The organism is Acinetobacter sp. D009 (assembly GCF_038562025.1).
Classification (GTDB): domain Bacteria; phylum Pseudomonadota; class Gammaproteobacteria; order Pseudomonadales; family Moraxellaceae; genus Acinetobacter; species Acinetobacter pittii.
In genome coordinates this window covers 2,042,119-2,066,716 of the sequence record NZ_CP151886.1, presented here as the reverse complement: position 1 = coordinate 2,066,716, position 24,598 = coordinate 2,042,119, and the positions used below count along the sequence as shown (strand labels likewise).

Here is a 24,598-nt window from a genome sequence, read left to right as displayed (position 1 = left end):
TAAAGTTATGTCGTTAAGGGCACTTTCGAGTGCCTTTTTATTTGGTTTATGTGGTAAATGCTTATAAAATAAAAGAAGTAAATGTAGAGTATTTTATTCTTGTTATGTGCGCTAATTTTAAACCTTTAACGCTTGCCCAATTACAGCAACTTCAGTTGCCTGTGGTCGGCTTTAGCTATGCCGAAGAGGTTTATCCTGCAGGAACAATGCCACTATTATTTAAATCACCACAAGGGCTTGAGTGGCGTGAAGTGATGTTCGGATTGGTTCCAAAATGGGCTGAAGATACAAACATAGCAAAACATACCTACAATGCCCGCCATGAGACTATTTTCCAAAAACCGAGTTTTCAAGAAGCTGCACTTAAATGTAAATTTGGTGTGATTCCAGTGACCGAATTTTATGAAAGTAAGTATATAAATGATAAACCTGAGCGGTGGGGTGTTCGCCGTAAAGATGGGCAGGCTTTTTTCATCGCAGCAATCTACGAAATTTGCAAAATGAATGAAACGATTATTCGTTCTGCAAGTATGTTGACCATGGACGCTATAGACCATCCAATGATGAAAGACTTTCACGAGCCAGGCGATGTTAAACGATCAGTTATTGTGATTCCACACGACCGACTAGATGAATGGTTAAGTTTAGAAACACCAGATATTTCCAGCTTTATCGAAGGCTTTCCAGTTGAAGAGTTTGAATGTTCTCATGTCCCAAAAGAAAAAATTATAAAACCTACACCTCAGTTAAGTATGTTTGACTAATCTATCTAAGATTAAGATGAGGTTATTGATCTCAAATTTGAATCAATAACCTATATCACTTATTCAATATTTTTACTTAATGTTTGTACCTCAGAGTCTTCAGCTAAATAGCTCAATTCAATCGGTGAAATCACAAAAGTTGCATTATCTGAGGTCTGTTTAAATACAAAACCATATTCAAAAGATTGGCTATTTTTACTTGGTAACCAGAATAGATAAGGACAGCCTGTATAGCTACCATCCCAACCCATTTCTCTAGCGAGAGCCAACGCTGTATCAGATTTCGCTATGATTTCTTTGAGTGATTCTTTATCTCGTGTTGAGACATCACCATCATCATCTGCAAATGTTTGTAGAAACTCATTTAAGGGTTTAAGGTCTTCCCAGTTATGTTCTATTGTCGAGAAATGATATCCATATAGCATCATGTGCACTTTCTTCCATCTTGTTATTGTGTCCTTGAACATACCAAGAAATATATGAAAAGGAAATGGATAAATCTGATTTAAGTTGTTTATTTTTCATAACTTATAGATTGTTTTTTGTACGGAATAAAGGCTTTTATAAATAATATAATTATGCATATTAACTAAATAGTATAGGCGGAAAGCAACGGCCTAATGATTAAGATAAATTACTATTTTAGTAAATCAAACTGTTGGCGAATATGGAATTGTTCATAATTCACCTATAATAGAAATGAAACTATGTAGAGCATATTTATGTTTATAACAACTACACGCCCACAAGATAATTTAATTAATCAACTTCTGCCGATTTTGGAACAGGCGAGCCAGATTTTACTAGAAGAATATCAAAACTATTCAGCGGGTTATGAGTTTACTATTCATGAAAAGAATGATAATTCACCTGTAACCCAAGCAGATCTAAAGGTAAATAGATTTTTATTAAAGCATCTTGCAGAGATTACTCCAGAGTTGCCTGTATTGTCTGAAGAAAGTGATTATAGTGCCCGTCATGAATGGTCTACTTGTTGGATGTTAGATCCACTCGATGGAACCAAAGAATTTATACATGAACGTGATGAATTTACGATCAATCTAAGCTTGATCAACGGCAAAGAAACAGTTTTCTCAGTTATTGCTGTGCCATGTGAACAAGTTGTGTACTTAGGATATCTACAAGATTTACCTTTTAAATATAGCTTTAGCCAACAACAATGGTATCAATATCAGGTTAGTTCAACTTCGCTAGATGTACCTATACAAATAGGACTTAGTCACGGTAGTAAAAATCCAAAATACCAAAAATTTATTCAACCTATAGAAAAAGAACATCGTATTATTCGACGAGAAGCTGGGAGTGCCTATAAGTTTTGCATGATGTTAGAAGGTGAAATAGATATTTACCCACGCTTTCATCCTACTTCTGAATGGGATACCAGTTCTGGTCAAGGTCTCTTAGAAAGTATAGGCGGTGGTTTACTTACTCTTGATGGAAAACCTTTTGAATATAACCAAAGAAGCACGGTTTTAAATAAGGGCTTTATCGCTTTTCGTGATCAGGAAAGCAAAAAAATAGCATTTGAAGCATTAGCCCAATCAGGTGTTATAGATTGAGAGTTATGCCAGACATGTTATAGTGGCAAAGTATTGAAAAAAGATGACAAGATAAAAATGGCACTCGATTTATTGCCTAAAAGTATGTTTGAAGCAATTGATTTATTGCCCGATGCTTCAACTCCTGTAACCTTATTTACGCGCCATTCTTTAAGAGAACTTGTAGATGGGCAGGGCTTGGCTGGTTATGATCTCCAACTTACTCCTCAAGGACGTGAGCTTGCGCAGGCATGGGGTAATTACTTAATCAAAAATACAGATCGTGTTATTCAGCATTGTATTTCAAGTCCAATACAACGCTGTGTCGATACGGCGGCACTCATGATTGAAGGGGCTGACGATGTAAGTCCCCAATCAAATACTCATACGATTGAAATTATTGAGCAAGGGCTACTTGTTGAACCGGGTAGCTTTGTGTTGGATATACAACAAGCTGCTCCTTATTTTAAAAAGCAGGGTGCTTTAGGTTTTATTAATAGTTTTGTAAATAATGCATTACCTGGTATGAAACATCCCATTACAGGTGTTTTAGATGTACTAGAGCTTATTTACCGGACTCATCCAAAAACTAAAGGCGGTCTTAGTTTAGCCGTGAGTCATGACACGATTATTGCAGCAATTGTTGCTGTAATTTCTGGTGAGAATAAAATTAAGAAAGAAGACTGGCCGGAAATGATGGAAGGATTATTTGTATGGTTTGAAGGTGAAGAGTTTCCAAATTGTAAATTAAAGTGGATTTGGAGAGGAAAGGCCTATGAGCTGAATGTAGCTAAATTTCATAAAGTGCTATAAGCTCAAAAACAATAGATAATAAAAAAAGCCCTATTGGGCTTTTTTTACATGTTCAAATTAGTTAGCTAACGCTTTAACTTGAGCATTTAAACGGCTCTTATGACGAGCAGCTTTATTTTTGTGGATGATGCCTTTATCAGCCATGCGGTCGATTACAGGAACAGCTTTTTTGTAAGCTTCTGTAGCAACAGCATAATCACCACCAGCGATTGCACTTAAAGTACGTTTGATGTAGGTACGAACCATAGAACGCAAGCTTGCGTTGTGTTTACGCGCTGTAACGTTTTGACGCGCACGTTTTTTAGCTTGAGCAGAGTTTGCCACTCTTGCACTCCTTGAAAATAAGTTGGTCTGGGCGGGCTGTGGTCAATTCAGTAAACTGGTGTAACCATCACCAGCCCGTAAACAAGTGCCATATTGTGATGAATCAACACCGTGAAGTCAAGCCTTGCGAGCATTTTAAGCGGTTTTAGGGGCTGCTAAAACGGTAAGAAAAGGTTAAATTTGATACAAACTTAAAGAGGGTTGGATAAAAAATGACTATAAGTACTAAAAAAGCAATTGTGATAGGTGCTACGGGACTTGTGGGTTTAGCGCTTGTCGAACAGCTTGTGCAAACACCAGAATTTGAAGCGATTACTGTTGTGGTAAGAAAAGAATCACAACTACTTAATACATATAAAAAAGTTACTCAACTTGTTATAGAGGACTTTTTATTACTCAATGATGAAGATGTGAATGGCCATACCCATGCTTTTAGCTGTCTCGGAACAACATTAAAAATGGCTGGTTCAAAACAGGCTTTTTATGCCGTGGATTATGAAATCAATGCCCATTTAGCAGATCTAGTGCAAGATAAGCACATTCATTTACTGCTAGTGAGTGCCCTTGGAGCAAATGCAAACTCTCCAATTTTCTATAATAAAGTGAAAGGACAGTTAGAAGATTATATTGAGAGCTTAGAACTCGAAAAACTATCTATTTTTAGACCGTCTTTACTGATTGGTAAACGCAGCGATGTACGGTTTATTGAAGACTTAGGGCAGAGTCTATTTAAACTTATTGAGAATAAATTTCAAAAGCCATTCAAATATAAGCCAGTAACTGCCGAGCAATTGGCTCATACGATGGTCGTAGCGGCGCTAACGCAAATTGAAGCCTTTAAACGATATGATAATCTGAGCATACAACAAACTCGATAAGGGAGTATTAAAGTGTCGACAGTACCATTTGTAACATGTGATTTATTAGATGATAACCCTGAAAAAGGCTTACAGGTTGTAATCCCATCAATGGATGGCAAGTTCTTTCAAAGTTATGGAGCTCGTAAAACTTTTGGGGGACAGGTTGTAACAGTAAAGTGCTTTGAAGATAACTCACGTGTAAAAGAGTTATTGGCAACAGATGGTACAGGTAAAGTATTAGTTGTGGATGGTGGTGCATCTATGCGCTGTGCACTCATGGGTGATTTGATTGCTGAGTCAGCAGTTAAAAACAACTGGAATGGTGTAGTGATTTACGGTTGTGTAAGAGATGTTGATGCACTTGCGACCTTAGATTTGGGAGTACATGCATTGGCTGCAATTCCACAAAAAAGTAATCGTAAAGGCATTGGTGAAGTAGATATTAATTTGTATTTTGGTGGAGTCACAATTCAATCTGGTGATTTTATCTATGCTGATAATAATGGGATTGTGATAGCAAAAGAAAAATTAGTCTAATTCTCTAATATAAAGGAAGGCATGATGGTGATTCATCAAATTAAAGTACTTCAAGCAGTTGTATCTGCAATTGCTGAAGGTGGTAGAGGTGTTTCAGGAACAGCATTTCCACAACAACCTGTAAAGGCTTTGAAATTATATGAATTTGAAGGTTCACCATTTTGCCGTCGTGTTCGTGAAGTGATTACACTTTTGAATCTGGACGTTGAAATTTATCCATGTCCTAAAGGTGGAACAAAGTATCGTTCAGTTGTAAAAGAAAAAGGCGGTAAATTACAGTTTCCATTTTTAATTGATGAAAATACTGGCGATCAGCTATATGAATCACAGGATATTATTCATCATTTATTTAAACATTATGGTAAGACAGGGAAAACGCCGCAGAAATTTTCGAGTTACCCAAACATGCCTTATGCTGCAGTTGCTGGAACTCTATTAAATGGAGCTCGCGGAATATGGATAAATAAAAAAATTGTTAATAGAGCTGCACCTGAACAAAAACTTGAGTTATGGAGTTTTGAAGCAAGTCCGTATTCACGAATTGTAAGAAGTCTACTCTCTGAACTTGAGCTTCCATATATTTTGCATAATGTAGCAAAAGAGAGATGGCAAGATATGGGACCTGCTATTCTTCGCTTAAAACCAGGGAAATATATACCTTTAGAAGGTGGGAAAAGGGAAAAGCTGTTGCCTATTATGCAAGATAAAATGCAGGTGCCGTATTTGGTAGATCCAAATACGGGAGTGAAGATGTTTGAGTCGGCTCAAATCGTAAAGTATTTAAAAAAGCAATATGGACGTTGATTAAGGTTAATTTGAGTAAGGGTTTAAGGCGTTTTACTTAAACTCTTATCAACATCAGATTTCTTAACAGGTTGTATGAAAAAAATATGAGTATGCTAAATTAATAAACTTAAATACCTAAAAAGGCATATTTTATGGAATGTATGAGAATTCAACCTGTAACGAGTGCTCCTGGTGAAAATGCATTATTTATTGTATTGGGGCTAGCTCAAGGTGATTCTGTAATAGAAAAAGTAAAAGATTTTGCTGCTAATTTTTCAGCACTAACCAGAAGTCTCTTTAATCGTTACCCAGATAGTAAATTTAATGCCACTTTAGGTTTTAGCTCCAATGCATGGGATATATTATTTCCAGAGCAATCCAAGCCTCAAGAGTTAGAGCCATTTCAAGAAATTAGAGGTCCGAAATACACGGCTGTCTCAACTCCGGGTGATTTATTTTTCCATATACGTGCTGATCGTCAGACTTTATGTTACGAGCTGGGCAATATACTTAATCAACAGCTTGGTAAAGTAACGTATCCAATTGATGAGGTACATGGTTTTCGTTATTTTGACGGTCGTGCAATTATTGGCTTTGTAGATGGAACAGAGAACCCTGAACCTGTTATTGCAGCACAGTGGGCATTAGTAGGCGATGAAGACCCTGACTTTATCGGGGGAAGTTATGCTTTTATCCAAAAATATACACATGATATGGACAAATGGCGTTCATTAACTGACGAAGAGCAAGAAAAAGTGATCGGCCGTAAAAAGTTCAATGATGTTGAGCTCGGCGATGATGAAAAACCTTTAACGGCTCATAATGTCGTTAGTAAAGCTCATGATGCAGAAGGTAATGAACTTAAAATTATGCGAGCTAATATGCCTTTTTCAAATCCGTCTAGAAATGAATATGGCACATTCTTTATTGGCTACTCGCGTAAATTTAGTACAACCCGACAAATGCTTGAGAACATGTTTTTAGGCAATGAGCATGGTAACCTAGATCGGTTACTTGACTTTAGTACTGCTCAAACAGGTACTTTATTTTTTGTACCGACTGTAGATTTTCTTGATGATTTAGGCGATGAATAGTCGTTAGTTTAGAAGACTCAAATGATGGGAGTGACTAGATTACTTCCATTATTTAAATTGAAATAAATATGATGTGATGAAATGTTTAAAAAGATAACGCAGCTTTTTCAAGGCTCAAAAGAAACGCCAGAACAACTTTACTTGCAAGAGAGTCAATTAAAATTTGATTCTGAACGTGGGCCTATCATTAATGATGTAGTGATTAATCAAAAGTGGTCAGAGCATCTTGAATATTTCTCAAACCGTAAATTACAGAATTTTGATAATCTTCAAAAGCTATTTCAAATTACGCCACAAATTAATGAAAAGATTGATTTAGAAATCGCAACACAGCGCTATGTTGTAAGATTGGAAAATACTCAAGAAAAGCTACTCCAACTCAAAGCGATTATACAAATATTAAATCAATATTACGTTTTGTTTTTGCGTGATAAATAATCATAGTTGATTGATTAAAAAATATAAAAAGTAGGGCCAACTAGTAGTTTGATTTTCAAAAAAATAACTCATTTCACTAAAAACATCATGCTACTATTGAGCTCATATCTTTTTAGCTGATAAAAGCCATATACATGTTTCAACAAGAAATCTCTCAATTGAATTTACAACAGCTCAAAGCCGGTGAAAAGCGTTGGGTAGGGTCGTTATTAGGTTCATCTGCTGCATTATTATTCAAAGAAATTGCCGTTCAGCATTCATCTTTGCTTGTTGTAGTAGCTCGAAATAATCAACATGTTGCTCAGTTAGAAAGTGAACTTGAATTTTATGGCATAAAACCGACAATTTTCCCTGATTGGGAAATTTTGCCGTATGACCGCTTGTCACCTCATCAAGATATTGTTTCAGAACGACTCGCGATTTTATCCAATATGCCGCAAAAAGGTGTATTGCTCGTTTCAGCAAGCACTTTAGCTCAAAGAGTTGCACCATATTCTTGGGTTTTAGGTGAGCATTTCGATATACGTGTGGGGCAAAAATTTGATTTAGAACAACAGAAGCTACGGTTAGTACAAGCTGGGTATCATTTAGTAGATACGGTTTATGACCATGGTGAGTTTGCTGTACGTGGTAGCATTATGGATATTTTTGCATCTGGTCAGGATGCACCTATCCGTATTGACCTGTTTGATGATGAAATTGATACTTTAAAATTCTTTGATCCAGAAACGCAAAGAACAACAACTACTTTAAAAAGTTTTACCGTCTTACCAGCAAAAGAGTTCCCATTAAAAGAAGCTCGTTCAATTTTTAGAGACCGTTATTCTGAACTTTTTCCGACTGCAAATCCTAAGAAAAACCCAATTTACCAAGATGTTCTTGATGGAATTGCATCTCCGGGAATTGAGTTTTATTTACCGTTATTTTTTGATAAAACTTACATGCAATCTCAAAGTACACTCACAACGTACTTTCCAAAGAATTGCATTGTAATTACAAATAATGATATTGATACTGATTTAACCAGTTTTTGGAAAGAAGTTTTCCGTCGCTATGAAGATAGACGTCATAACGCAGACCAGCCAATTCTCCCACCTGATGAGTTATTTATTGCACCAAATAACTTACTAAGTGCTTTAAATCAGTTCCCACGTATGCTTGTAAGCACTGAAGCAGTTGAAGAAAAAGCTGGGGCTCTAAATCTTAAGGTTGAGCAACCACCTAAGTTGCCAGTTGATCCGAAAAAAGACAAACCATTTGCCGTGGTTAAAAAATATATTGATGAAGCAAATCATCCTGTTTTATTGGTTGCAGAAAGTGCTGGTCGACGAGAAAGTTTAAGAGATGGTTTGCGTGCCAGTCTGGGAGATATTCCTAGTGTAGATAGTTTTGAGCAATTCCAGAAAAGTCAGTTTGCGATTGCGATTACGAATGCACCATTAGACCGTGGTTTGCTTTTAACTGATGAATTGTCTGTTATTTCAGAAAATCAGTTATATGAGCACCGCGTAGTTCAACGTCGTCGTAAACGTCAGCAAGAAGTTTCAGAAGAGTTCCTAATACGTAGTTTGACCGAATTAAGCATAGGTGCTCCTGTTGTTCATATTGACCATGGTGTAGGGCGTTACGCTGGATTAATTACTTTGGCAATTGAAGGGCAAGATTATGAGTTCTTGCAACTAGACTATGCTGAAGAGGCAAAAGTTTACGTGCCTGTGACTAACTTGCATCTCATTAGTCGCTATAGTGGCGGAGATCCAGATTTAGCACCATTACATAAAATTGGAACTGACGCGTGGAGTAAGGCTAAACGTAAAGCTTTAGAACAAATTCATGATGTTGCAGCAGAGTTGCTACATATACAAGCACGTCGTCAGTCAAAACCTGGCTTTGGTTTTGAAGTCGATCAGTCACTTTATATGCAATTTGCGAGTGGATTTGCGTATGAAGAAACACTTGATCAAGCCAATGCTATTGAAGCGACGCTTTATGATATGCAACAAGCTAAACCGATGGATCGACTTGTTTGTGGGGATGTTGGTTTTGGTAAAACTGAAGTTGCGATGCGTGCAGCATTTGTTGCGGTGCAAAATGGTAAACAGGTCGCTGTTTTAGTACCGACAACATTACTTGCTCAACAGCATTATGAGTCTTTTAAAGATCGCTTTGCCGACTGGCCTGTTCGTATCGAAGTACTATCACGCTTTGGTTCAAATAAAACGCATACGAAAAATATTGAAGATCTTGCTGAAGGTAAAGTCGATATTGTGGTGGGCACCCATAAACTTTTACAAGAAAATGTGCAGTTTAAAGATCTAGGCTTAATGGTGGTCGACGAAGAACACCGTTTTGGGGTACGTGATAAAGAGCGTATTAAAGCATTACGTGCAGATGTAGATATGTTAACGCTTACAGCTACACCAATTCCTCGTACGCTTAATATGGCTTTTTCGGGAATGCGCGATTTATCTATCATTGCTACACCGCCAGCCCGTCGTTTAGCTGTTAAAACCTTTGTACAAGAACATACCGAAGCGTCTATTAAAGAGGCGATCTTGCGTGAATTACTACGTGGTGGCCAAGTATATTTCTTGCACAATGAAGTTGATACGATTGAGAGAGCAGCTGAAAATATTCGTGTGCTTGTTCCTGAAGCTCGTGTAGCAGTAGCTCATGGGCAAATGAGGGAAAGAGAACTTGAGCAAGTCATGCAACAGTTCTACCACAAAGAATACAATGTATTGGTATGTTCAACCATTATTGAAACTGGAATTGATGTTCCAAATGCCAACACTATTTTAATAGAAAGGGCTGACAAACTTGGTTTAGCTCAATTACACCAATTACGTGGCCGTGTAGGACGTTCACACCACCAAGCTTATGCCTACTTATTGGTTCCTTCCATAAAGCATTTAAAAGGTGATGCTGAAAAACGTCTAGATGCAATTCAACGTGCTTCAACTCTTGGTGCTGGTTTCATGCTGGCTACAGAAGATTTAGAAATTCGAGGTGCCGGTGAGCTTTTAGGTGAACAGCAAAGTGGTTCAATGCAGGCAATTGGATATAGCCTATATATGGAAATGCTGGAAAAAGCTACTAAAGCGATTCAGCAAGGGAAAACGCCGAATTTTGATGCACCTTTATCATTAACAGCAGAAATTAATTTACACATTCCTGCACTGATTCCAGATGAGTATTTAGGTGACGTACATCAGCGTTTATTATTCTATAAGCGTATTAGTAATACAGATACCCAAGAAAAGCTCGACAATATACGTATGGAGCTGATTGACCGTTTTGGGGTTCCACCGCAATCAGTTAAACACTTATTTAGTGTTCACCAAATTCGCCTGAAAGCTGAACAGTTAGGTATTACTAAAATCGATATTAATACTCAAGGTGGCAATATTGAATTCTCGCCTGATACACCTGTTCAGGCCATCAGTATTATTCAACTCATGCAAAAGCATCCAACCTATTATCGTATGGAAGGTGGTCAACGTTTAAAGGTTATGGTTCAGCTTGAAGAGCAGGAAAAACGAATCCAATTTATTAATGATTTATTAGCGAAATTATTGAATGAATTACATGCTTAAATAGTGTTTTAAAGTGATTTTCATTCTATATAAATCCTTTGTATGTTGATAACAGAATTTTATGCACGATTTCTCGGTCTATTAGGGGAATAAGTGCATAAAATCATTGTTATTTGTAATCAAACCAGACACTAGCAATACTCACATCAAAACTGATGTGATAGTATTAGCCATTATTGTTTATTGTCATTTATAAAAGATATGTTTAGTTTGCATCCACAACTTGCTCAAGATACTTTTTTTGTAGGCGATTTTCCGCTTTCAACATGTCGTTTAATGAATGATATGCAATTCCCTTGGCTGATTTTAATCCCTCGTGTGCCGGGAATCACAGAACTATATGAGTTGAGCCAAGCTGACCAAGAACAGTTTTTACGTGAATCAAGTTGGTTATCTAGCCAGCTATCTCGCGTATTCCGTGCTGATAAAATGAATGTTGCAGCTTTGGGGAATATGGTGCCTCAATTGCATTTCCATCATGTGGTACGTTATCAGAATGATGTTGCATGGCCTAAACCAGTATGGGGGACACCTGCGGTTCCTTATACAAATGATGTGCTGGCTCATATGCGTCAAACTCTTATGCTTGCGTTACGTGGTCAAGGTGATATGCCATTTGATTGGCGCATGGACTAAATCAATGCAATGCCACATTTATATGAATGTGGCTACATTGAGGTGTGGAGGATAGGGTGCAATTAGAGAGGTTTATCGATAGAGAGCCTAAGCAGTTTGCATATTTTCATCGTTTGATGGGATATTCAATTCTGTCATTAATTTTAGTGATCTATGCTTTTACCTCACCTAATACTAATTATCAGATCTATGTTCCACCTTTTTTCCTATTCCTACTTTTTATTAGTTCGAAGTTAGAACACTGGCTTCAGTACCAATTCGATAAAAAAACTCAAAAAAGTGTTTTCTTTGCAATCGATGCAATTGTTGTAGCCGTTACCTTAGCAGGTCTGCATCTTAATTTGGTGCCTACATTTATTGCAATTTTTGCATTATTTTATTCAGCAATTAATAGTCGTATTTCTTTCGCAGTCATTTGTTTGACCAGTTTGTTAGGCGCGATTATTTTTTATTTAAGTACTTTCTTTTTATTTGGTTTTTATACATATTTTGAGCCTACTAGCCAAGAGTTGACTGTAATTACACTTCTTGGTTTGGTTATGTTTATTACCATCGGAAACTACTACCAGCATCGCTGGGTTAAAAAAATCAGTCAGCAGCGTCAACATTACTATGACCAAATGACCCGCTATATTGCTTTTGCTAATCAGTTAAGCCGTTATGCGCCACTACAGTTGTGGCAGTCTATTATGCGCGGTGAGGCTGAAGCAAAGATTGAATATAAGCGTAAAAAAATGACAGTGTTTTTTTCTGATATTCAGGGTTTTACAGAGTTATCAGAAACTTTGATTCCAGATGATTTGGCATTTTTGCTTAATGATTATTTAAGCCATATGACTGAAATTGCTAAACAGTATGAGGCTACTGTCGATAAATTTATGGGGGATGCCATTCTCATATTTTTTGGTGATCCGAATTCACAAGGTGTGGAGCAAGATGCTAAAGCCTGTGTAGAAATGGCAATCGCTATGCGTCAGCAAATGAAATTGTTGCGCGAGCGCTGGAAAAAAATGGGTTACTCAGCATTGCATATCCGAATGGGCATTAGTACTGGTTATTGCCACGTAGGAAATTATGGGGCAACACATCGTATGGCTTATACGATTGTAGGTCGTGATGTGAATTTAGCGGCTCGTTTGCAATATGCTGCTGAAATAGATGAAATCTTAATTTCAGACGATACTTATCAATTAATTAAAAGTGATTTCTTGTGCGCTCCTAAAACACCGATTTATCTAAAAGGTATTCAAGGTGCGGTAAAGACATGGCAAGTGATGGAGAAATATACAGGCAATAAATCGGATCATCAGCAATGGTTCGATTATGAGTATAAAGGCTTTCACTTGGTACTTAATTTGGAAGAAGTACAAAACTATGAATATCCTGAATTAGTAGAAGTGCTTGAGAAAATGATTCAACGAATTAAAGTTCAACAAACTTTAGTGAATACTCAAGGTATAGCGCAGTTAAGACTTGAAGATGAAGTTAAACCTTTAGAAATAGACCAACAAGATCAAGTTTAGAGTTTATAAAACATAAAAAAAGCTGCTTTAAAAGCAGCTTTTTTTATTAACACGATTAATGATTTTCTGAAGCATGGTTAATTGTATATTTAGGAATCTCGATTTCTAAATCTTCATTCACAACTTTTACTTGGCATGAAAGGCGAGAATCTGGTTCAAGACCCCAAGCGCGATCTAAAAGATCTGCTTCAACATCATCCATTTCTTCTAGGCTATCAAAACCTTTACGAACTACTACGTGACATGTTGTACAAGCGCAGGACATGTCACATGCATGTTCGATTTTAATTCCTCGATCAAGCAAACTTTGGCAAAGATTTGCATTCTGTTCAACTTCAAATTCTGCACCTTCAGGACAAAATTGAGCGTGAGGAAGTACTTTAATGCGGGGCATATTGATCACCTATACCTTTAATTTGAATTTGACCAATCTTCAAGTTTTGTACCTTTTAAGGCGTGGTCAATATGTCGATTCATACGTAGTGCAGCAAAAGCATCACTATGTACTTTAAGTTGTTCTACAGCTTTTTCAATCGCTTGAATATCATTGCCTTCAAGTTGTACTTTAAGCATATTTTCAGCGGTTTTAAGTGCTTCGAGTTGCTCATCATTGAGTAAATCGGCATCAACTTTTAAAGCTTGTTCTAATGCTTCAAGCTCGCGTTGGGCCTCAACTTTGGTTTCTTTTAAATGACGCAGATTTTTGTCTTCTTCTGCATGTTGGAAACCTTCAATTAATAGGCGTTCAGTGTCAGACTCTGATAAACCATAAGATGGTTTAATATCAATTTGAGCTTGTACACCTGAAGTTGTTTCACGAGCTGAAACAGTAAGTAAGCCGTCTGCATCTACCTGAAAGGTAACTTCAATACGTGCTTGACCAGCAGTCATTGGAGGAATGCCATGAAGAACGAATCTTCCTAATGATCGACAGTGTTCGACTAAATCTCTTTCACCTTGAACTACATGAATAAGCATGGCAGTTTGGCCATCTTGATAAGTAGTAAACTCTTGGCGGCGAGCAACTGGAATAGCTGTATTACGAGAAATAAGACGCTCTACTAATCCACCCATGGTTTCTAAGCCAAGAGAAAGAGGAGTAACATCTAAAAGTAGTGAGCCGTCTTGGCTGTTTCCAATTAATTGATTGGCTGTAATAGAAGCACCAATCGCTACTACTTCATCAGGATTAATTGTGCAAAGTGGTTCTTGGTTAAATACATTGCGAACTGCTTGCTGAACAGCATACGAACGGGTAGAACCACCTACTAAAACAACATTTTGAATATCTGATAATTCAAGTTTTGCATCACGTAAAACGCGTTTGCAAACACTAATTGTTTTGTCTAAAGCAACTTGAATAATGCTCTCAAAGGTTGAACGATCAAGTGTTAGTACATTTTCAAGTAGTTTTAACTGAACGGATTCTTGTGTAGAGAGCTGTTCTTTTGCTTGGCGAGCAGCAACAATAAATACTGCATAGTTTTCATCACTTAGCATATCAATATTTAATTGTTTTTTAGCCCACTTAACAATGAGACGATCTAAATCATCACCACCTAAAGCAGTATGACCACCTGTAGCTAATACCTCAAAGACACCTTGTGAAAAACGTAGGATTGATACGTCGAAAGTACCACCACCTAGGTCATAAATCACATAGTTATGATCTGTAGCTAAATTCGTTTCTTGATCTAAACCATAAGCCACAGCAGCAGCAGTTGGCTCATTTAAAAGACGTAGTACATTCAACCCAGCCAGCTGTGCAGCATCGCGTGTTGCTTGACGTTGTGCTTCATCAAAATAAGCTGGAACAGTAATTACGGCTCCATTTACTGGGTTTTGTAAACTAGATTCAGCACGTTCTTTTAGTTGTTTTAAAATTTCAGCTGAAATTTCAACAGGCGTTTTACGACCAGAACGTGTCTCGAAAGCTGGCATCTCATTTTCAGAACCCACTAATTCATATGGGTGTTGAAATTTGATATCTGCTTTTGAGCGTCCCATAAAACGCTTTACAGAAACAATTGTATTTTTTGGATCAGCAATAATGAAAGGTTTTGCTTCTTCACCATAATGAGTGACATCATTTCCATAATGCACAATAGAAGGAAGAAGTCGTCTTTCTTTTTCGTCGTTAAGGACTTTTGGTTTGCCTGATAACACTGTCGCAACTAAAGAATGTGTTGTTCCTAGGTCGATACCAATCGCAATGCGGTGTTCATGTGGGGCACTGGATTGACCCGGTTCAGCAATTTGCAAAAGTGCCATGAGTTAAATCCTTTGAATATAAATTGGAAAAAGCAAATTAAAAATCATCGTCTAGATCAAAGTTGTCTTCATCATCCAACAGTTGATCTTCTGCTTTTTCAATATCGTTAAGAACGCGCTGAAAGAAACGTAATTTACGTACAGTATCTCGAGCTTCGCCCCAATCTTCATCTGAGTAGTCAATTTTAAATTCGCGAACTAAGCCATCAATCCACTGAAAAACTTCTTGCTTAAGAGTACTTAAATGCTCTTGTGAAGTTGCTTCATCAAGTTGCTCACGAAGTTCTAGAGCTGATTGTAGGAACTCAAAATCACTAATGGATTGATCAAGGTGATGATCTTGCTTTTTTAACGCTAATAGATAAGCAGCGCGGCTATCTACTTGCGAAAGTACTTTAAAAGCTTGATTAATTTCACTTGATTTGATCAATGCCTGATCTTTATCTTCTGCTTTATCTGGGTGATATTGCTGTTGCAAACTTAAGAAACTAGATTTTAAGCTCGCCAAATCGATATCGAGTTCTACGGGTAAATTGAACAACTCAAAATGATTCATTAGAAAGGAGGTCCACGTTAATTAAATACATTAAAACAGTGCTATAAAAAGTCACTGTTTTAATGAAAAGGATGGAAGGAGAAGAGGGAGTTATACAGTGAAAGACTCACCGCAACCACATTCACCTTTTTTATTGGGATTGTTAAATTCGAACCCTTCGTTAAGGCCATTCTTTACGTAGTCCATTTCTAAGCCTTCTAAATAGACAAGACTTTTTGGATCTACAAAAACCTTAACGCCAAATTGTTCGAAAACTTGGTCATGTTCATCGACAGAATCAACAAATTCGAGAACATAAGCCAACCCAGAACAACCAGAAGTTTTCACACCCACGCGAATGCCTTCACCCTTACCTCGATTTTTAAGGTAATTGCTAATATGAGTCGCAGCATTTTCAGTTAAATGAATCATGAAAACTCCAACGTTTACAATGGTAACAAATTAAGCTTTAGATTTTTTACTGCGGTAATCATCAATCGCAGCTTTAATTGCATCTTCAGCTAGTACAGAGCAGTGAACTTTTACTGGAGGAAGAGCAAGCTCAGTTGCGATATCAATATTTTTGATCGCTTGAGCTTCATCAAGAGTCTTACCTTTTAACCATTCAGTTACAAGTGAGCTTGATGCAATTGCAGAACCACAACCATAAGTTTTGAAGCGTGCTTCTTCAATCACACCACTATCATTTACCTGAATTTGTAAACGCATCACGTCGCCACATGCAGGTGCACCCACCATGCCTGTACCAACATTTTCAGAGTTTTTATCTAAAACACCAACATTACGTGGGTTTTCGTAATGATCAATTACCTTTTCGCTATAAGCCATTTCGCTTCTCCAAACCTCGGGGTCAGCCTAATATTAATATGAGGGTTAAAACACTAATTTCAATAATTAGTGTTCTGCCCATTCAACTGTAGAAAGATCGATACCTTCTTTGTACATATCCCAAAGCGGAGAAAGTTCACGTAATTTCTCAACAGCGGCTTTGGTAATTGTAAGCACGTGGTCAATGTCTTCTTCAGTTGTGTATTTACCAAAACTAAAGCGGATTGAGCTGTGTGCTAGCTCATCAGATAAACCTAATGCGCGAAGAACATATGAAGGCTCTAAAGTTGCAGAAGTACAAGCAGAACCACTTGATACTGCAGCATCTTTAAGCGACATCATTAAAGATTCACCTTCAACAAAGTTGAAGCTAACATTTAAATAGTTTGCAACGTTTTGAGTTGGGTGACCATTTAAGAACACTTGTTCAAGGTCTTGTAAACCGTTCCAAAGTTTGTCACGAAGTTTACGGAGACGCTCTTGTTCTGCATGCATTGTTTTGCCTGCAATTTCAAAAGCTTCACCCATACCAACGATTTGGTGAGTAGCCAAAGTACCAGAACGCATACCACGCTCATGACCACCACCATGAATTTGTGCTTTTAGACGAACACGCGGGCTACGACGTACATATAATGCGCCGATACCTTTTGGACCATAAATTTTATGAGCAGAGAAACTCATAAGGTCAATTTTCATCGTAGATAAGTCGATATCAACTTTACCAGCTGCTTGCGCTGCATCTACGTGGAAAAATGTTTTGTTGGCACGTGTTAATTCACCAATCGCCGCTACATCTGTAACTGTACCGATTTCATTGTTTACCATCATAAGAGAAACAAGAATAGTATCTGGGCGAAGGGCAGCCTTAACCATTTCAGGAGTGATTAAACCTGTTTGTGGTTCTGGCTCTAAATAAGTAATTTCAAAACCTTGTTCTTCTAATTCACGACAAGGATCTAGAACAGCTTTGTGTTCAATTTTACTTGTAATGATATGTTTGCCTTTAGATGCATAGAATTGAGCTACACCTTTAAGGGCAAGGTTATCTGATTCAGTTGCACCAGAAGTCCAAACAATTTCACGTGGATCAGCTTTAATTAAATTTGCTACTTGCTCACGTGCATATTCAACTTTTTCTTCTGCCTGCCAGCCATAAGCGTGCGAACGAGACGCAGCATTACCAAAGGTACCGTCGAAAGTTAAACACTCCATCATACGTTCTGCAACTTGCGGATCTACTGGAGTGGTTGCTGCGTAATCAAGATAAATTGGACGTTTCATATCAAATACCTGTACCCGATAAAAGAGCTGAATCTGTGCCAGTCACATTTTGGCGTAATGCAACAGTTTGAACGTTGTCTCGGCTAATGAGGTCGGCAAGAGAGATTTTTGCTAAATAGTCGGCAATATGATGAGAGAGTTCTTGCCATAAATCATGAGTGAGACACATTGCACCATTTTGGCAGTTACCTTTATGGTCACAACGTGTTGCATCAACCGTTTCATTTACAGCTTCAATAATTTCTAACACAGTAATTTCATCAGCATTTCGAGCCAAATGGTAACCACCATTTGCACCACGAACACTAGAAACTAACCCATGACGCTTAAGTTTTGCGAATAACTGTTCTAAATAAGCAACTGAAATGGATTGGCGTGCGGCAATTTCGGCGAGCGTGATCGTTTGTTCAGTTGGCTGCAAAGCTAAATCAAGTAGAGCAGTCACTGCGTAGCGACCGCGAGTTGTAAGGCGCATGATTCGATACACATGTTAAGACTAGATAATAGGATTTTATGAATCCCGACTAAAATAGTCAAGTTTTTTTATTTTTAATTCAAGTGTAGGAACAAAATAGAAAAATAAATTAGGCAACCCACAAATTATATATGAAATAAACAATAAATATTAGGCTAATTATACCAAAGGAGAAGTTAATATTTCGTTGACGTCGTTGTAAGCGAGTAATTCGATTTTGATACTGTTTAATTTCCACGTGAAGGGAGTTGATCTCTGATCTTTGTTGATCAATTTTCTCAAGTAATGGAGCGATCCGTTTACGTGAAGCAAGGGTTTCAGCTTCATCATCTGAAGTGTTAAACCACTGTTTCCAGTCAACTAGCAATTTTGGAAGAGTTAAATGAGAAATTAAATCTAGAAGTTCCTTTTTCGTTTCCTCATCACCATCAATACGCATATTTTTAAGACTGCGTTGGTTAGAAAAACCAAAAATTTTAATTAAATCGATAAGCGTACTATTGATCTCAAGATCAATACGTCTATCAAAAGAGTGAATATCGAATAACAAACCTTTTTCTGTAAATTGAACATAGAAGTCAAAGAAAGGTAAATAGCTATTAATACGAATCGTTGTTTTGTTCAAAATAAACTTTTTCGCTTGTAAGCGAAGGGCACCATCGTGGGTGAGAATAAATGAAAAAAAAGTTTCTAAAATAATTAGAACAATATTCAGCAACAGACGCGGATGTTTTTGTCTTTGTTGCGTTTCACTCATAAAAGTTTATCCTTAGAAATAGCAATTAACCGAAGAATGGGACATCCTATCCCAAACTTAACACAATGTCGTGTTAAATATATTTACATGACTTATTTGCTTTGTAGAACAGTTTTGTAAATGGATCAAGTCTTTACTTTGTTATTATAGAAATATTTTGTGGTCAAATCAGTCATCATTTCTCTCATCTGATTAGGAGTTTAGATTAATGGATAATGCAAATACAGATACCCAGATAGAAGAGTCCGAGGAAAAAAATAAATTAAAATCAAAAAGTTCAAGAAAATCAGCTTTAGATTTTAGGAAGTATACTAAGCAAATTTGGCTAGCAGGACTTGGTGCTTTTTCACGTGCGGAAGAAGAGGGAAATAAGCTCTTTGATTCTTTGGTTAAAGTGGGTGAGGAGCTAGAATCAAAAACTGGAGACTTGGCAGACAATACTGTTGGCAAGGTCACAGAAAAAGCAAAAGAATCTGTATCTGAAACAAAAGACAGAGTAGAAAAGATTCTTGATACGAGTGTTAATCACTCTTTAAACCGTATTGGATTGGTGACGCCGAAGGATTTGCAACACATCGAACAGCTGCTTGTACAACTGCATATTAAGGTGGATGCTTTAATAGAAGAAAATCAACAGTTGAAAGAAAAATTGAATAAAAAGTAAAAAAATGTTGGGATTTAGCAAATATATAACAGTTTTTTAGCATTTATTTTTGCTAAAAGCCCTGCTCTAGTATTGCGTTTTCCCCTAAAGCATTGCTATAAAGGCGTCATGGCCTTTTAAACTATAGCCTTGGACCTTAAACAAACGATATTAAGAGGATGTTTTATTCATGAATAAATCAGAATTAATCGATGCAATTGCTGAAAAAGGGGGAGTATCTAAGACTGATGCAGGCAAGGCACTCGATGCGACAATTGCGTCAATTACTGAAGCACTTAAAAAAGGTGACACAGTAACTTTAGTTGGTTTTGGTACTTTCAGTGTTAAAGAACGTGCTGCACGCACTGGTCGTAACCCTAAAACTGGTGAAGAGCTTCAAATTAAAGCAACAAAAGTACCTAGCTTTAAAGCTGGTAAAGGTCTTAAAGATTCAGTAGCTTAATCTTTTAAGATGAATAAACGCGCCAATATAGGCGCGTTTTTTATTAAATATCTGAATTGACCAATATTGCTCATTCATTGATTGTGGTTTTTCAGTTAAAATTCTCCTCGAAATAAAATATTGGAATACTTATGGAATCGTTTCGTACAGTCATTAAGGGTTGGCTCGGCAAAGTCCTTCTAATTTTGTTTTTGACCCCTTTAGCACTTGTAGGTATTGAAGGATATTTTAATAGGGGAAACAAGGCTGATGTTGCAAAAACAGTAAACGGCCAAGAAATATCTAAAAAAGACCTTGAAACTTTAACTCAGTCTTACAAAGAACAATATTTAGCTGCTGTTAAAGGAGATGAAAGTTTACTTAATTTACCTGTCATTCAGGCTAAGGCACTCGATATTTTGGTGTCACGTAATCTATTAATACAGCAAGCAGAAAAATTAGGTATCTCTTTGAGTGATGCTCAAATTGAGCAAATGTTAGCTCAGCAGCCTAGTTTGCAAGAGAATGGTCAATTCTCACAAAAACTCTATGAAAATTACTTACGTTCTATTGGCATGACGAGTCAGGGTTTAATAGCAAGCCTACGTCAAGATCATGCTTTGAAAATGTTAACGTCAACCTTTGCTGATTACTCTTTAGTAAGCAAAGTTGATCTAATGCAAATTGCGAATTTGCAAACTGAACAACGTACGTTACATTTAGCTAGTATTAAATTAGATGCTTACAAAACAGGTTTAACGGCATCTAATCAAGAAGCTACAGATTACTATAACAAGCATCAAAATGAATTTAAGCAACAGGCTTCGGTTGATGTTGATTATGTTGTCCTATCTCCATCAATGATGGCTAAACCAGCTCCTGCAACTGAAGCTGAACTTCAGCAAGCTTATGCAAAGTTTGTTGAAACTCAGAAAAAAGATGCTAAACGAACTGTAAAGCATATTTTAATTACTACTGATGCTCGTGATGATGCAGCCGCTCAAAAACTTGCAAAAGAAGTTTATGCTAAAATTCAGGGCGGTCTTTCATTTGCACAAGCTGCATCGCAGTTCTCTGAAGATCCTAGTTCAAAAGCAAAAGGTGGTTTAGTTGAAGCATATGCTCCAGGTGTTTTCTCGGATACATTTGATAAAACTGTTTTAAGTTTGAAAAATGGACAAGTTTCGCAGCCAGTAAAAACACAATATGGTTATCATATTATTGAAGCAGAAACTCAAGCTAACCAAATCCCTTCATTTGAAGCTGAGAAAGCGCGTTTAACGGCTGAGGTTGAAAAGAATAAAGTTGCTACGGTTTATTCAGATGCCGTAAACAGTTTGAATGAAACAATTGTTGGTAATGATTCTTTAGAAGCTGTTGTACAAGAAGTAAAAGGTGCAAAAGTTGAATCATTGAATGGTGTAACTTTAGCAACTCAAAACCCATATTTAAGTGATCCAAGTGTCAAAATTAAGCTATTTAATGATGATGTGAAAAATGGTGACCGTAATGCATCATCTAATATTCAATTAGCAAATGGTGATACGGTATGGGTTAAAGTACGTGATTACCACGCAGCTGGTGTAAAACCATTAGCGCAAGCGATGAATGAAGCAAAAGCCAAAGTTATCGATGCAAAAGCGCGTAAAGCAGCCCAAGCAAAAATTGCTACCATGTTGACTGAGTTTAAAACTCAACCAGCAGAACAAGTAGTTGCTAAAAATAAAGTCGCATTTGAATCAGCAGGCGTATTTAGTCGTTCACAGGGTTTAAAGCGTGAAATTGAACGTGCAGCATTTAGTTTAGCTACCCCTAAACCGGGTATGTGGTCTGTTACAACGGCAAACTTACTAAATGAGCTGGTAGTCGTTGCAGTTTCAAATGTAAATTCATCAGCCGCTAATGCTATTCCTGCTGATCAATTACAACAGCTAAAACAACTTTATCGTCAATCTCGTGGTCAACAAATATTGGAAGATTACAGCCAATATTTAAAATCACATGCAAAAATTAAATAATAATTTGATCAAATAAAAAAAGCGCTTCGGCGCTTTTTTTATTTTCTATTAATCAAGATGATGTTCGATATATTGCTGTCGATATTGTTTAGGTGATAAATCAAAAATTCTTTTAAAGGCCTGACTAAAAGCAGTCTCGGATGAATAGCCGACTTTGTTTGATATTTGCTGAATTGAAAAATTACTTGTGCGTAAGTACTGACTTGCTAAACGAAAACGGTAATGTTGCAAATAAGTTAGAGGTGGTTCCCCAATAATACTATTAAATAGATTTGCGAATTTGGACCGTGACATACAGCATCGTTCTGCTAAAGATTCAACTGTCCAAGCGACTTCTGGTTGGCTATGAATAGCGGATAGGGCATTACTCAATTCAGGATGGGTTAACGCACTTAGCCAGTTTTGTTGATCAGTCATTTGTTGAACATGATCACGAATGCACTCAATGAGAAGAATACTGACTAAATGATCAATAATTTTGTCATGTCCCGGCCTGATTTTTTGAGTTTCAATTGCTAAAAAATAAAGCCCAATTTGTAGCCATTCTGGTGGGTTGGTTTGATTTTCGTGCTGAATATGCATGATAGAAGGCAATGCATTAATCAAAGGACCTGCCATATGAGTATCGATCTGACAGCGTAAACATAGTAATAATGTTTTATCTGGAGAAGAAGTACCAAACTCGATCGCGTCTTGTCTATGGCCATTAAAAAGTGAAGTAATATCTAGAGAATCTACTAATTTAGTTGCTGTTGATTTTGAGTCGGTGGCATTATGTGCTTTTCCAGAAGGAATTAAAATAATATCACCAGCTGTCGCAATTATTTTTTCTGACGCATTAAGTTGAATATATACTGAACCAGTTAAAACAATATAGGCAAGTAAAGCAGATTGATCTTGTGTTTTAAAAGCCCATTCTCCTTGTGCTTTTAAATAGATGTATTCAGACTTATTAAGGTGAATATCATCAAAAAATTTACTTAGTGCATCCATCTTTAAATGATCAATCATTATTTTAATAAAATTATAGTGAGCTATGAGAATAGATCAACATGTGTTTTTAGGACAAAAAAGTGGAAGAAAATGCCAAAGACTTTGAAATAGGTTTTTTGGACGGTTACTACTGTTAAGTAAGTACTATTTCTTTAACTATATAGACATATAGAAAAAGGAAATATGACTATGAATGCACCAGTAAATGTTCAGCAAGAACTTATGCCAGTGCCAGCGTCTATGCGTGAGATAGATCGTAAGCGCTATTTATGGATGATTAGTCCAGCTCTACCTGTAATCGGTTTAGGTATTTTAGCTGGTTACCATTTTGGTCCACGCCCATTAAAAAAAGTTTTCGCTTTAGGTGGTCCACTTTTATTACATGTTGTGATCCCTGCAATTGATACTGTTATTGGGAAGGATGCACGTAATCCGACTGATGAAGAAATTAAGCTTTTAGAAAAAGATCCATATTATTCACGTCTTGTGAAGAGTTTTATTCCACTGCAATATGCTGCAAATGTTTATGCATGTTATTTAACAAGCCGTAAAACTACATCATTCATTGATAAAATTTTGCTCGGTGTTTCAATGGGGGCGATTAATGGTATTGCGATTAATACAGCCCATGAATTAAGCCATAAGCATGATCGTATTGATCATATTTTATCTCATCTTGCTTTGGTTCCTACAGGTTATAACCATTTCCGTATCGAACATCCTTATGGTCATCATAAACGTGCAGCAACTCCTGAAGATCCTGCTTCTTCACGGATGGGCGAAACATTTTACGAGTTCTGGCCACGTACAGTTGTAGGTTCTTTTAAATCTGCAATTGAAATCGAGAAAAATCGTTTAAAACGTAAAAGAAAAGAGTTCTGGTCAGCAGATAATGAATTATTACAGGGCTGGGGAATGAGCGCTGCTTTCCATGCTTCTATGGTGGGACTGTTTGGTAAAAGCACAATTCCATATTTAGCGACACAAGCATTTTATGGCATTAGTCTTTTTGAAATTATTAACTATATTGAACATTATGGCTTACTGCGTCAGAAAAAAGAAAATGGTCAATATGAGCGCACAATGCCAGAGCATAGCTGGAACAACAATAACGTAGTAACAAACTTATTTCTGTACCAGTTGCAGCGTCACTCAGATCATCATGCTTATCCGACTCGTCCATTCCAAGCATTACGTCATTTTGATGAGGCGCCAGAATTACCAAGTGGTTATGCAAGTATGTTATTACCTGCGTTAATTCCTTCGTTGTGGTTCAAAATAATGGATAAGCGAGTTTTTGATCACTATAAAGGTGATTTGAATAAAGCGAATATTTCACCAAAAAGACGTGCAAAAATCTTCAAAAAATTTGGTGCAGTAGATAAATCATTAGAAACATAA

The 24,598-nt window shown here is 37.0% G+C and carries 26 protein-coding genes; 15 read left to right on the top strand and 11 right to left on the bottom strand.

Annotation, left to right across the window (positions count from 1 at the left end; genetic code table 11):
• Positions 1-104 precede the first annotated feature (104 nt).
• Complete coding sequence (locus AAC388_RS09805) at positions 105-764, top strand: SOS response-associated peptidase family protein (protein ID WP_205668416.1); 660 nt, start codon at positions 105-107, stop codon at positions 762-764.
• 59 nt (positions 765-823) lie between these two features.
• Here AAC388_RS09805 and AAC388_RS09800 read toward each other — a convergent pair whose 3' ends face one another.
• Complete coding sequence (locus AAC388_RS09800; protein ID WP_342370527.1) at positions 824-1,192, bottom strand: hypothetical protein; 369 nt, start codon at positions 1,190-1,192, stop codon at positions 824-826.
• Positions 1,193-1,486: 294 nt separating this feature from the next.
• Between AAC388_RS09800 and AAC388_RS09795 the strand changes: the two genes are divergently transcribed.
• Both AAC388_RS09795 and AAC388_RS09790 read left to right on the top strand, forming a co-directional pair.
• On the top strand, positions 1,487-2,344 hold the full coding sequence (locus AAC388_RS09795) for a 3'(2'),5'-bisphosphate nucleotidase CysQ (protein ID WP_342370526.1): 858 nt from the start codon (positions 1,487-1,489) through the stop codon (positions 2,342-2,344).
• 57 nt (positions 2,345-2,401) lie between these two features.
• Positions 2,402-3,136 carry a histidine phosphatase family protein gene (locus tag AAC388_RS09790; RefSeq protein WP_002117975.1) on the top strand — a complete coding sequence of 245 codons (735 nt, stop codon included), beginning with the start codon at positions 2,402-2,404 and terminating at the stop codon, positions 3,134-3,136.
• Between the two features lie 57 nt (positions 3,137-3,193).
• Here the strand turns inward: AAC388_RS09790 and rpsT are convergent, their stop codons facing one another.
• Positions 3,194-3,460, bottom strand: a complete 267-nt coding sequence (gene rpsT / locus AAC388_RS09785) for a 30S ribosomal protein S20 (RefSeq protein ID WP_002117906.1) — start codon at positions 3,458-3,460, stop codon at positions 3,194-3,196.
• Between the two features lie 212 nt (positions 3,461-3,672).
• Here rpsT and AAC388_RS09780 point away from each other — a divergent pair, with 212 nt between their 5' ends.
• The 8 genes from AAC388_RS09780 to AAC388_RS09745 all read left to right on the top strand — a co-directional run bounded on the left by AAC388_RS09780 (position 3,673) and on the right by AAC388_RS09745 (position 12,930).
• Positions 3,673-4,338, top strand: coding sequence for an NAD(P)H-binding protein (locus AAC388_RS09780; protein WP_342370525.1), 666 nt, complete (start codon positions 3,673-3,675; stop codon positions 4,336-4,338).
• A 12-nt stretch (positions 4,339-4,350) separates the two neighbouring features.
• Complete coding sequence (gene rraA, locus AAC388_RS09775; RefSeq protein ID WP_005076226.1) at positions 4,351-4,857, top strand: ribonuclease E activity regulator RraA; 507 nt, start codon at positions 4,351-4,353, stop codon at positions 4,855-4,857.
• A 21-nt stretch (positions 4,858-4,878) separates the two neighbouring features.
• Positions 4,879-5,661, top strand: a complete 783-nt coding sequence (locus AAC388_RS09770; protein WP_080612997.1) for a glutathione S-transferase N-terminal domain-containing protein — start codon at positions 4,879-4,881, stop codon at positions 5,659-5,661.
• Positions 5,662-5,804: 143 nt separating this feature from the next.
• Entirely contained in the window at positions 5,805-6,737 is a 933-nt protein-coding gene (locus tag AAC388_RS09765; RefSeq protein ID WP_342371570.1) for a Dyp-type peroxidase, read from the top strand.
• Positions 6,738-6,818: 81 nt separating this feature from the next.
• Positions 6,819-7,175 (top strand): hypothetical protein, encoded by a 357-nt coding sequence (locus AAC388_RS09760; protein WP_342370524.1) that lies wholly within the window; start codon positions 6,819-6,821, stop codon positions 7,173-7,175.
• Positions 7,176-7,309: 134 nt separating this feature from the next.
• On the top strand, positions 7,310-10,771 hold the full coding sequence (gene mfd / locus AAC388_RS09755) for a transcription-repair coupling factor (RefSeq protein WP_342370523.1): 3,462 nt from the start codon (positions 7,310-7,312) through the stop codon (positions 10,769-10,771).
• A 201-nt stretch (positions 10,772-10,972) separates the two neighbouring features.
• Positions 10,973-11,407 carry an HIT domain-containing protein gene (locus tag AAC388_RS09750; protein WP_002117900.1) on the top strand — a complete coding sequence of 145 codons (435 nt, stop codon included), beginning with the start codon at positions 10,973-10,975 and terminating at the stop codon, positions 11,405-11,407.
• Between the two features lie 56 nt (positions 11,408-11,463).
• Positions 11,464-12,930, top strand: coding sequence for an adenylate/guanylate cyclase domain-containing protein (locus AAC388_RS09745; RefSeq protein ID WP_014206624.1), 1,467 nt, complete (start codon positions 11,464-11,466; stop codon positions 12,928-12,930).
• A 55-nt stretch (positions 12,931-12,985) separates the two neighbouring features.
• Here the strand turns inward: AAC388_RS09745 and fdx are convergent, their stop codons facing one another.
• From fdx to AAC388_RS09705, 8 genes are all read right to left on the bottom strand, one after another.
• Complete coding sequence (gene fdx / locus AAC388_RS09740; RefSeq protein WP_075382904.1) at positions 12,986-13,324, bottom strand: ISC system 2Fe-2S type ferredoxin; 339 nt, start codon at positions 13,322-13,324, stop codon at positions 12,986-12,988.
• A 17-nt stretch (positions 13,325-13,341) separates the two neighbouring features.
• Positions 13,342-15,201, bottom strand: a complete 1,860-nt coding sequence (gene hscA / locus AAC388_RS09735) for a Fe-S protein assembly chaperone HscA (protein ID WP_284090801.1) — start codon at positions 15,199-15,201, stop codon at positions 13,342-13,344.
• Between the two features lie 37 nt (positions 15,202-15,238).
• Entirely contained in the window at positions 15,239-15,757 is a 519-nt protein-coding gene (gene hscB / locus AAC388_RS09730) for a Fe-S protein assembly co-chaperone HscB (protein WP_002117921.1), read from the bottom strand.
• Between the two features lie 90 nt (positions 15,758-15,847).
• Positions 15,848-16,168, bottom strand: a complete 321-nt coding sequence (gene iscA / locus AAC388_RS09725; protein WP_002117986.1) for an iron-sulfur cluster assembly protein IscA — start codon at positions 16,166-16,168, stop codon at positions 15,848-15,850.
• A gap of 30 nt (positions 16,169-16,198) precedes the next feature.
• Positions 16,199-16,585, bottom strand: a complete 387-nt coding sequence (iscU, locus tag AAC388_RS09720) for a Fe-S cluster assembly scaffold IscU (RefSeq protein WP_002117907.1) — start codon at positions 16,583-16,585, stop codon at positions 16,199-16,201.
• Positions 16,586-16,651: 66 nt separating this feature from the next.
• Positions 16,652-17,869 carry an IscS subfamily cysteine desulfurase gene (locus AAC388_RS09715; protein WP_002117998.1) on the bottom strand — a complete coding sequence of 406 codons (1,218 nt, stop codon included), beginning with the start codon at positions 17,867-17,869 and terminating at the stop codon, positions 16,652-16,654.
• 1 nt (position 17,870) lies between these two features.
• The gene (locus AAC388_RS09710; protein WP_002117915.1) at positions 17,871-18,344 is read right to left on the bottom strand and encodes an Rrf2 family transcriptional regulator; all 474 of its coding nucleotides are present in this window, start codon (positions 18,342-18,344) and stop codon (positions 17,871-17,873) included.
• A gap of 109 nt (positions 18,345-18,453) precedes the next feature.
• Entirely contained in the window at positions 18,454-19,101 is a 648-nt protein-coding gene (locus AAC388_RS09705) for a hypothetical protein (protein ID WP_005076210.1), read from the bottom strand.
• A gap of 208 nt (positions 19,102-19,309) precedes the next feature.
• Here AAC388_RS09705 and AAC388_RS09700 point away from each other — a divergent pair, with 208 nt between their 5' ends.
• The 3 genes from AAC388_RS09700 to AAC388_RS09690 all read left to right on the top strand — a co-directional run bounded on the left by AAC388_RS09700 (position 19,310) and on the right by AAC388_RS09690 (position 22,204).
• On the top strand, positions 19,310-19,765 hold the full coding sequence (locus AAC388_RS09700) for a phasin family protein (protein ID WP_057061828.1): 456 nt from the start codon (positions 19,310-19,312) through the stop codon (positions 19,763-19,765).
• 169 nt (positions 19,766-19,934) lie between these two features.
• Positions 19,935-20,207, top strand: a complete 273-nt coding sequence (locus AAC388_RS09695; RefSeq protein WP_001043034.1) for an HU family DNA-binding protein — start codon at positions 19,935-19,937, stop codon at positions 20,205-20,207.
• Positions 20,208-20,338: 131 nt separating this feature from the next.
• The gene (locus AAC388_RS09690; RefSeq protein ID WP_342370522.1) at positions 20,339-22,204 is read left to right on the top strand and encodes a SurA N-terminal domain-containing protein; all 1,866 of its coding nucleotides are present in this window, start codon (positions 20,339-20,341) and stop codon (positions 22,202-22,204) included.
• Positions 22,205-22,252: 48 nt separating this feature from the next.
• Here the strand turns inward: AAC388_RS09690 and AAC388_RS09685 are convergent, their stop codons facing one another.
• Complete coding sequence (locus tag AAC388_RS09685) at positions 22,253-23,215, bottom strand: AraC family transcriptional regulator (RefSeq protein WP_005802294.1); 963 nt, start codon at positions 23,213-23,215, stop codon at positions 22,253-22,255.
• 171 nt (positions 23,216-23,386) lie between these two features.
• Between AAC388_RS09685 and AAC388_RS09680 the strand changes: the two genes are divergently transcribed.
• Positions 23,387-24,598 carry an alkane 1-monooxygenase gene (locus AAC388_RS09680; protein WP_342370521.1) on the top strand — a complete coding sequence of 404 codons (1,212 nt, stop codon included), beginning with the start codon at positions 23,387-23,389 and terminating at the stop codon, positions 24,596-24,598.

Excerpts from the sequence above, each read along its gene's own strand:
- AAC388_RS09680 (WP_342370521.1), top strand. The coding sequence starts at position 23,387 with ATGAATGCACCAGTAAATGTTCAGCAAGAACTTATGCCAGTGCCAGCG.
- fdx (WP_075382904.1), bottom strand. The coding sequence starts at position 13,324 with ATGCCCCGCATTAAAGTACTTCCTCACGCTCAATTTTGTCCTGAAGGT.
- AAC388_RS09695 (WP_001043034.1), top strand. The coding sequence starts at position 19,935 with ATGAATAAATCAGAATTAATCGATGCAATTGCTGAAAAAGGGGGAGTA.
- AAC388_RS09795 (WP_342370526.1), top strand. The coding sequence starts at position 1,487 with ATGTTTATAACAACTACACGCCCACAAGATAATTTAATTAATCAACTT.
- iscU (WP_002117907.1), bottom strand. The coding sequence starts at position 16,585 with ATGGCTTATAGCGAAAAGGTAATTGATCATTACGAAAACCCACGTAAT.
- AAC388_RS09690 (WP_342370522.1), top strand. The coding sequence starts at position 20,339 with ATGGAATCGTTTCGTACAGTCATTAAGGGTTGGCTCGGCAAAGTCCTT.
- hscA (WP_284090801.1), bottom strand. The coding sequence starts at position 15,201 with ATGGCACTTTTGCAAATTGCTGAACCGGGTCAATCCAGTGCCCCACAT.
- AAC388_RS09770 (WP_080612997.1), top strand. The coding sequence starts at position 4,879 with ATGATGGTGATTCATCAAATTAAAGTACTTCAAGCAGTTGTATCTGCA.
- AAC388_RS09780 (WP_342370525.1), top strand. The coding sequence starts at position 3,673 with ATGACTATAAGTACTAAAAAAGCAATTGTGATAGGTGCTACGGGACTT.
- AAC388_RS09750 (WP_002117900.1), top strand. The coding sequence starts at position 10,973 with ATGTTTAGTTTGCATCCACAACTTGCTCAAGATACTTTTTTTGTAGGC.
- AAC388_RS09715 (WP_002117998.1), bottom strand. The coding sequence starts at position 17,869 with ATGAAACGTCCAATTTATCTTGATTACGCAGCAACCACTCCAGTAGAT.
- mfd (WP_342370523.1), top strand. The coding sequence starts at position 7,310 with ATGTTTCAACAAGAAATCTCTCAATTGAATTTACAACAGCTCAAAGCC.
- AAC388_RS09800 (WP_342370527.1), bottom strand. The coding sequence starts at position 1,192 with ATGATGCTATATGGATATCATTTCTCGACAATAGAACATAACTGGGAA.
- AAC388_RS09790 (WP_002117975.1), top strand. The coding sequence starts at position 2,402 with ATGGCACTCGATTTATTGCCTAAAAGTATGTTTGAAGCAATTGATTTA.
- AAC388_RS09805 (WP_205668416.1), top strand. The coding sequence starts at position 105 with ATGTGCGCTAATTTTAAACCTTTAACGCTTGCCCAATTACAGCAACTT.
- AAC388_RS09705 (WP_005076210.1), bottom strand. The coding sequence starts at position 19,101 with ATGAGTGAAACGCAACAAAGACAAAAACATCCGCGTCTGTTGCTGAAT.
- AAC388_RS09760 (WP_342370524.1), top strand. The coding sequence starts at position 6,819 with ATGTTTAAAAAGATAACGCAGCTTTTTCAAGGCTCAAAAGAAACGCCA.
- AAC388_RS09700 (WP_057061828.1), top strand. The coding sequence starts at position 19,310 with ATGGATAATGCAAATACAGATACCCAGATAGAAGAGTCCGAGGAAAAA.
- AAC388_RS09710 (WP_002117915.1), bottom strand. The coding sequence starts at position 18,344 with ATGCGCCTTACAACTCGCGGTCGCTACGCAGTGACTGCTCTACTTGAT.
- AAC388_RS09765 (WP_342371570.1), top strand. The coding sequence starts at position 5,805 with ATGAGAATTCAACCTGTAACGAGTGCTCCTGGTGAAAATGCATTATTT.
- hscB (WP_002117921.1), bottom strand. The coding sequence starts at position 15,757 with ATGAATCATTTTGAGTTGTTCAATTTACCCGTAGAACTCGATATCGAT.
- AAC388_RS09685 (WP_005802294.1), bottom strand. The coding sequence starts at position 23,215 with ATGATTGATCATTTAAAGATGGATGCACTAAGTAAATTTTTTGATGAT.
- iscA (WP_002117986.1), bottom strand. The coding sequence starts at position 16,168 with ATGATTCATTTAACTGAAAATGCTGCGACTCATATTAGCAATTACCTT.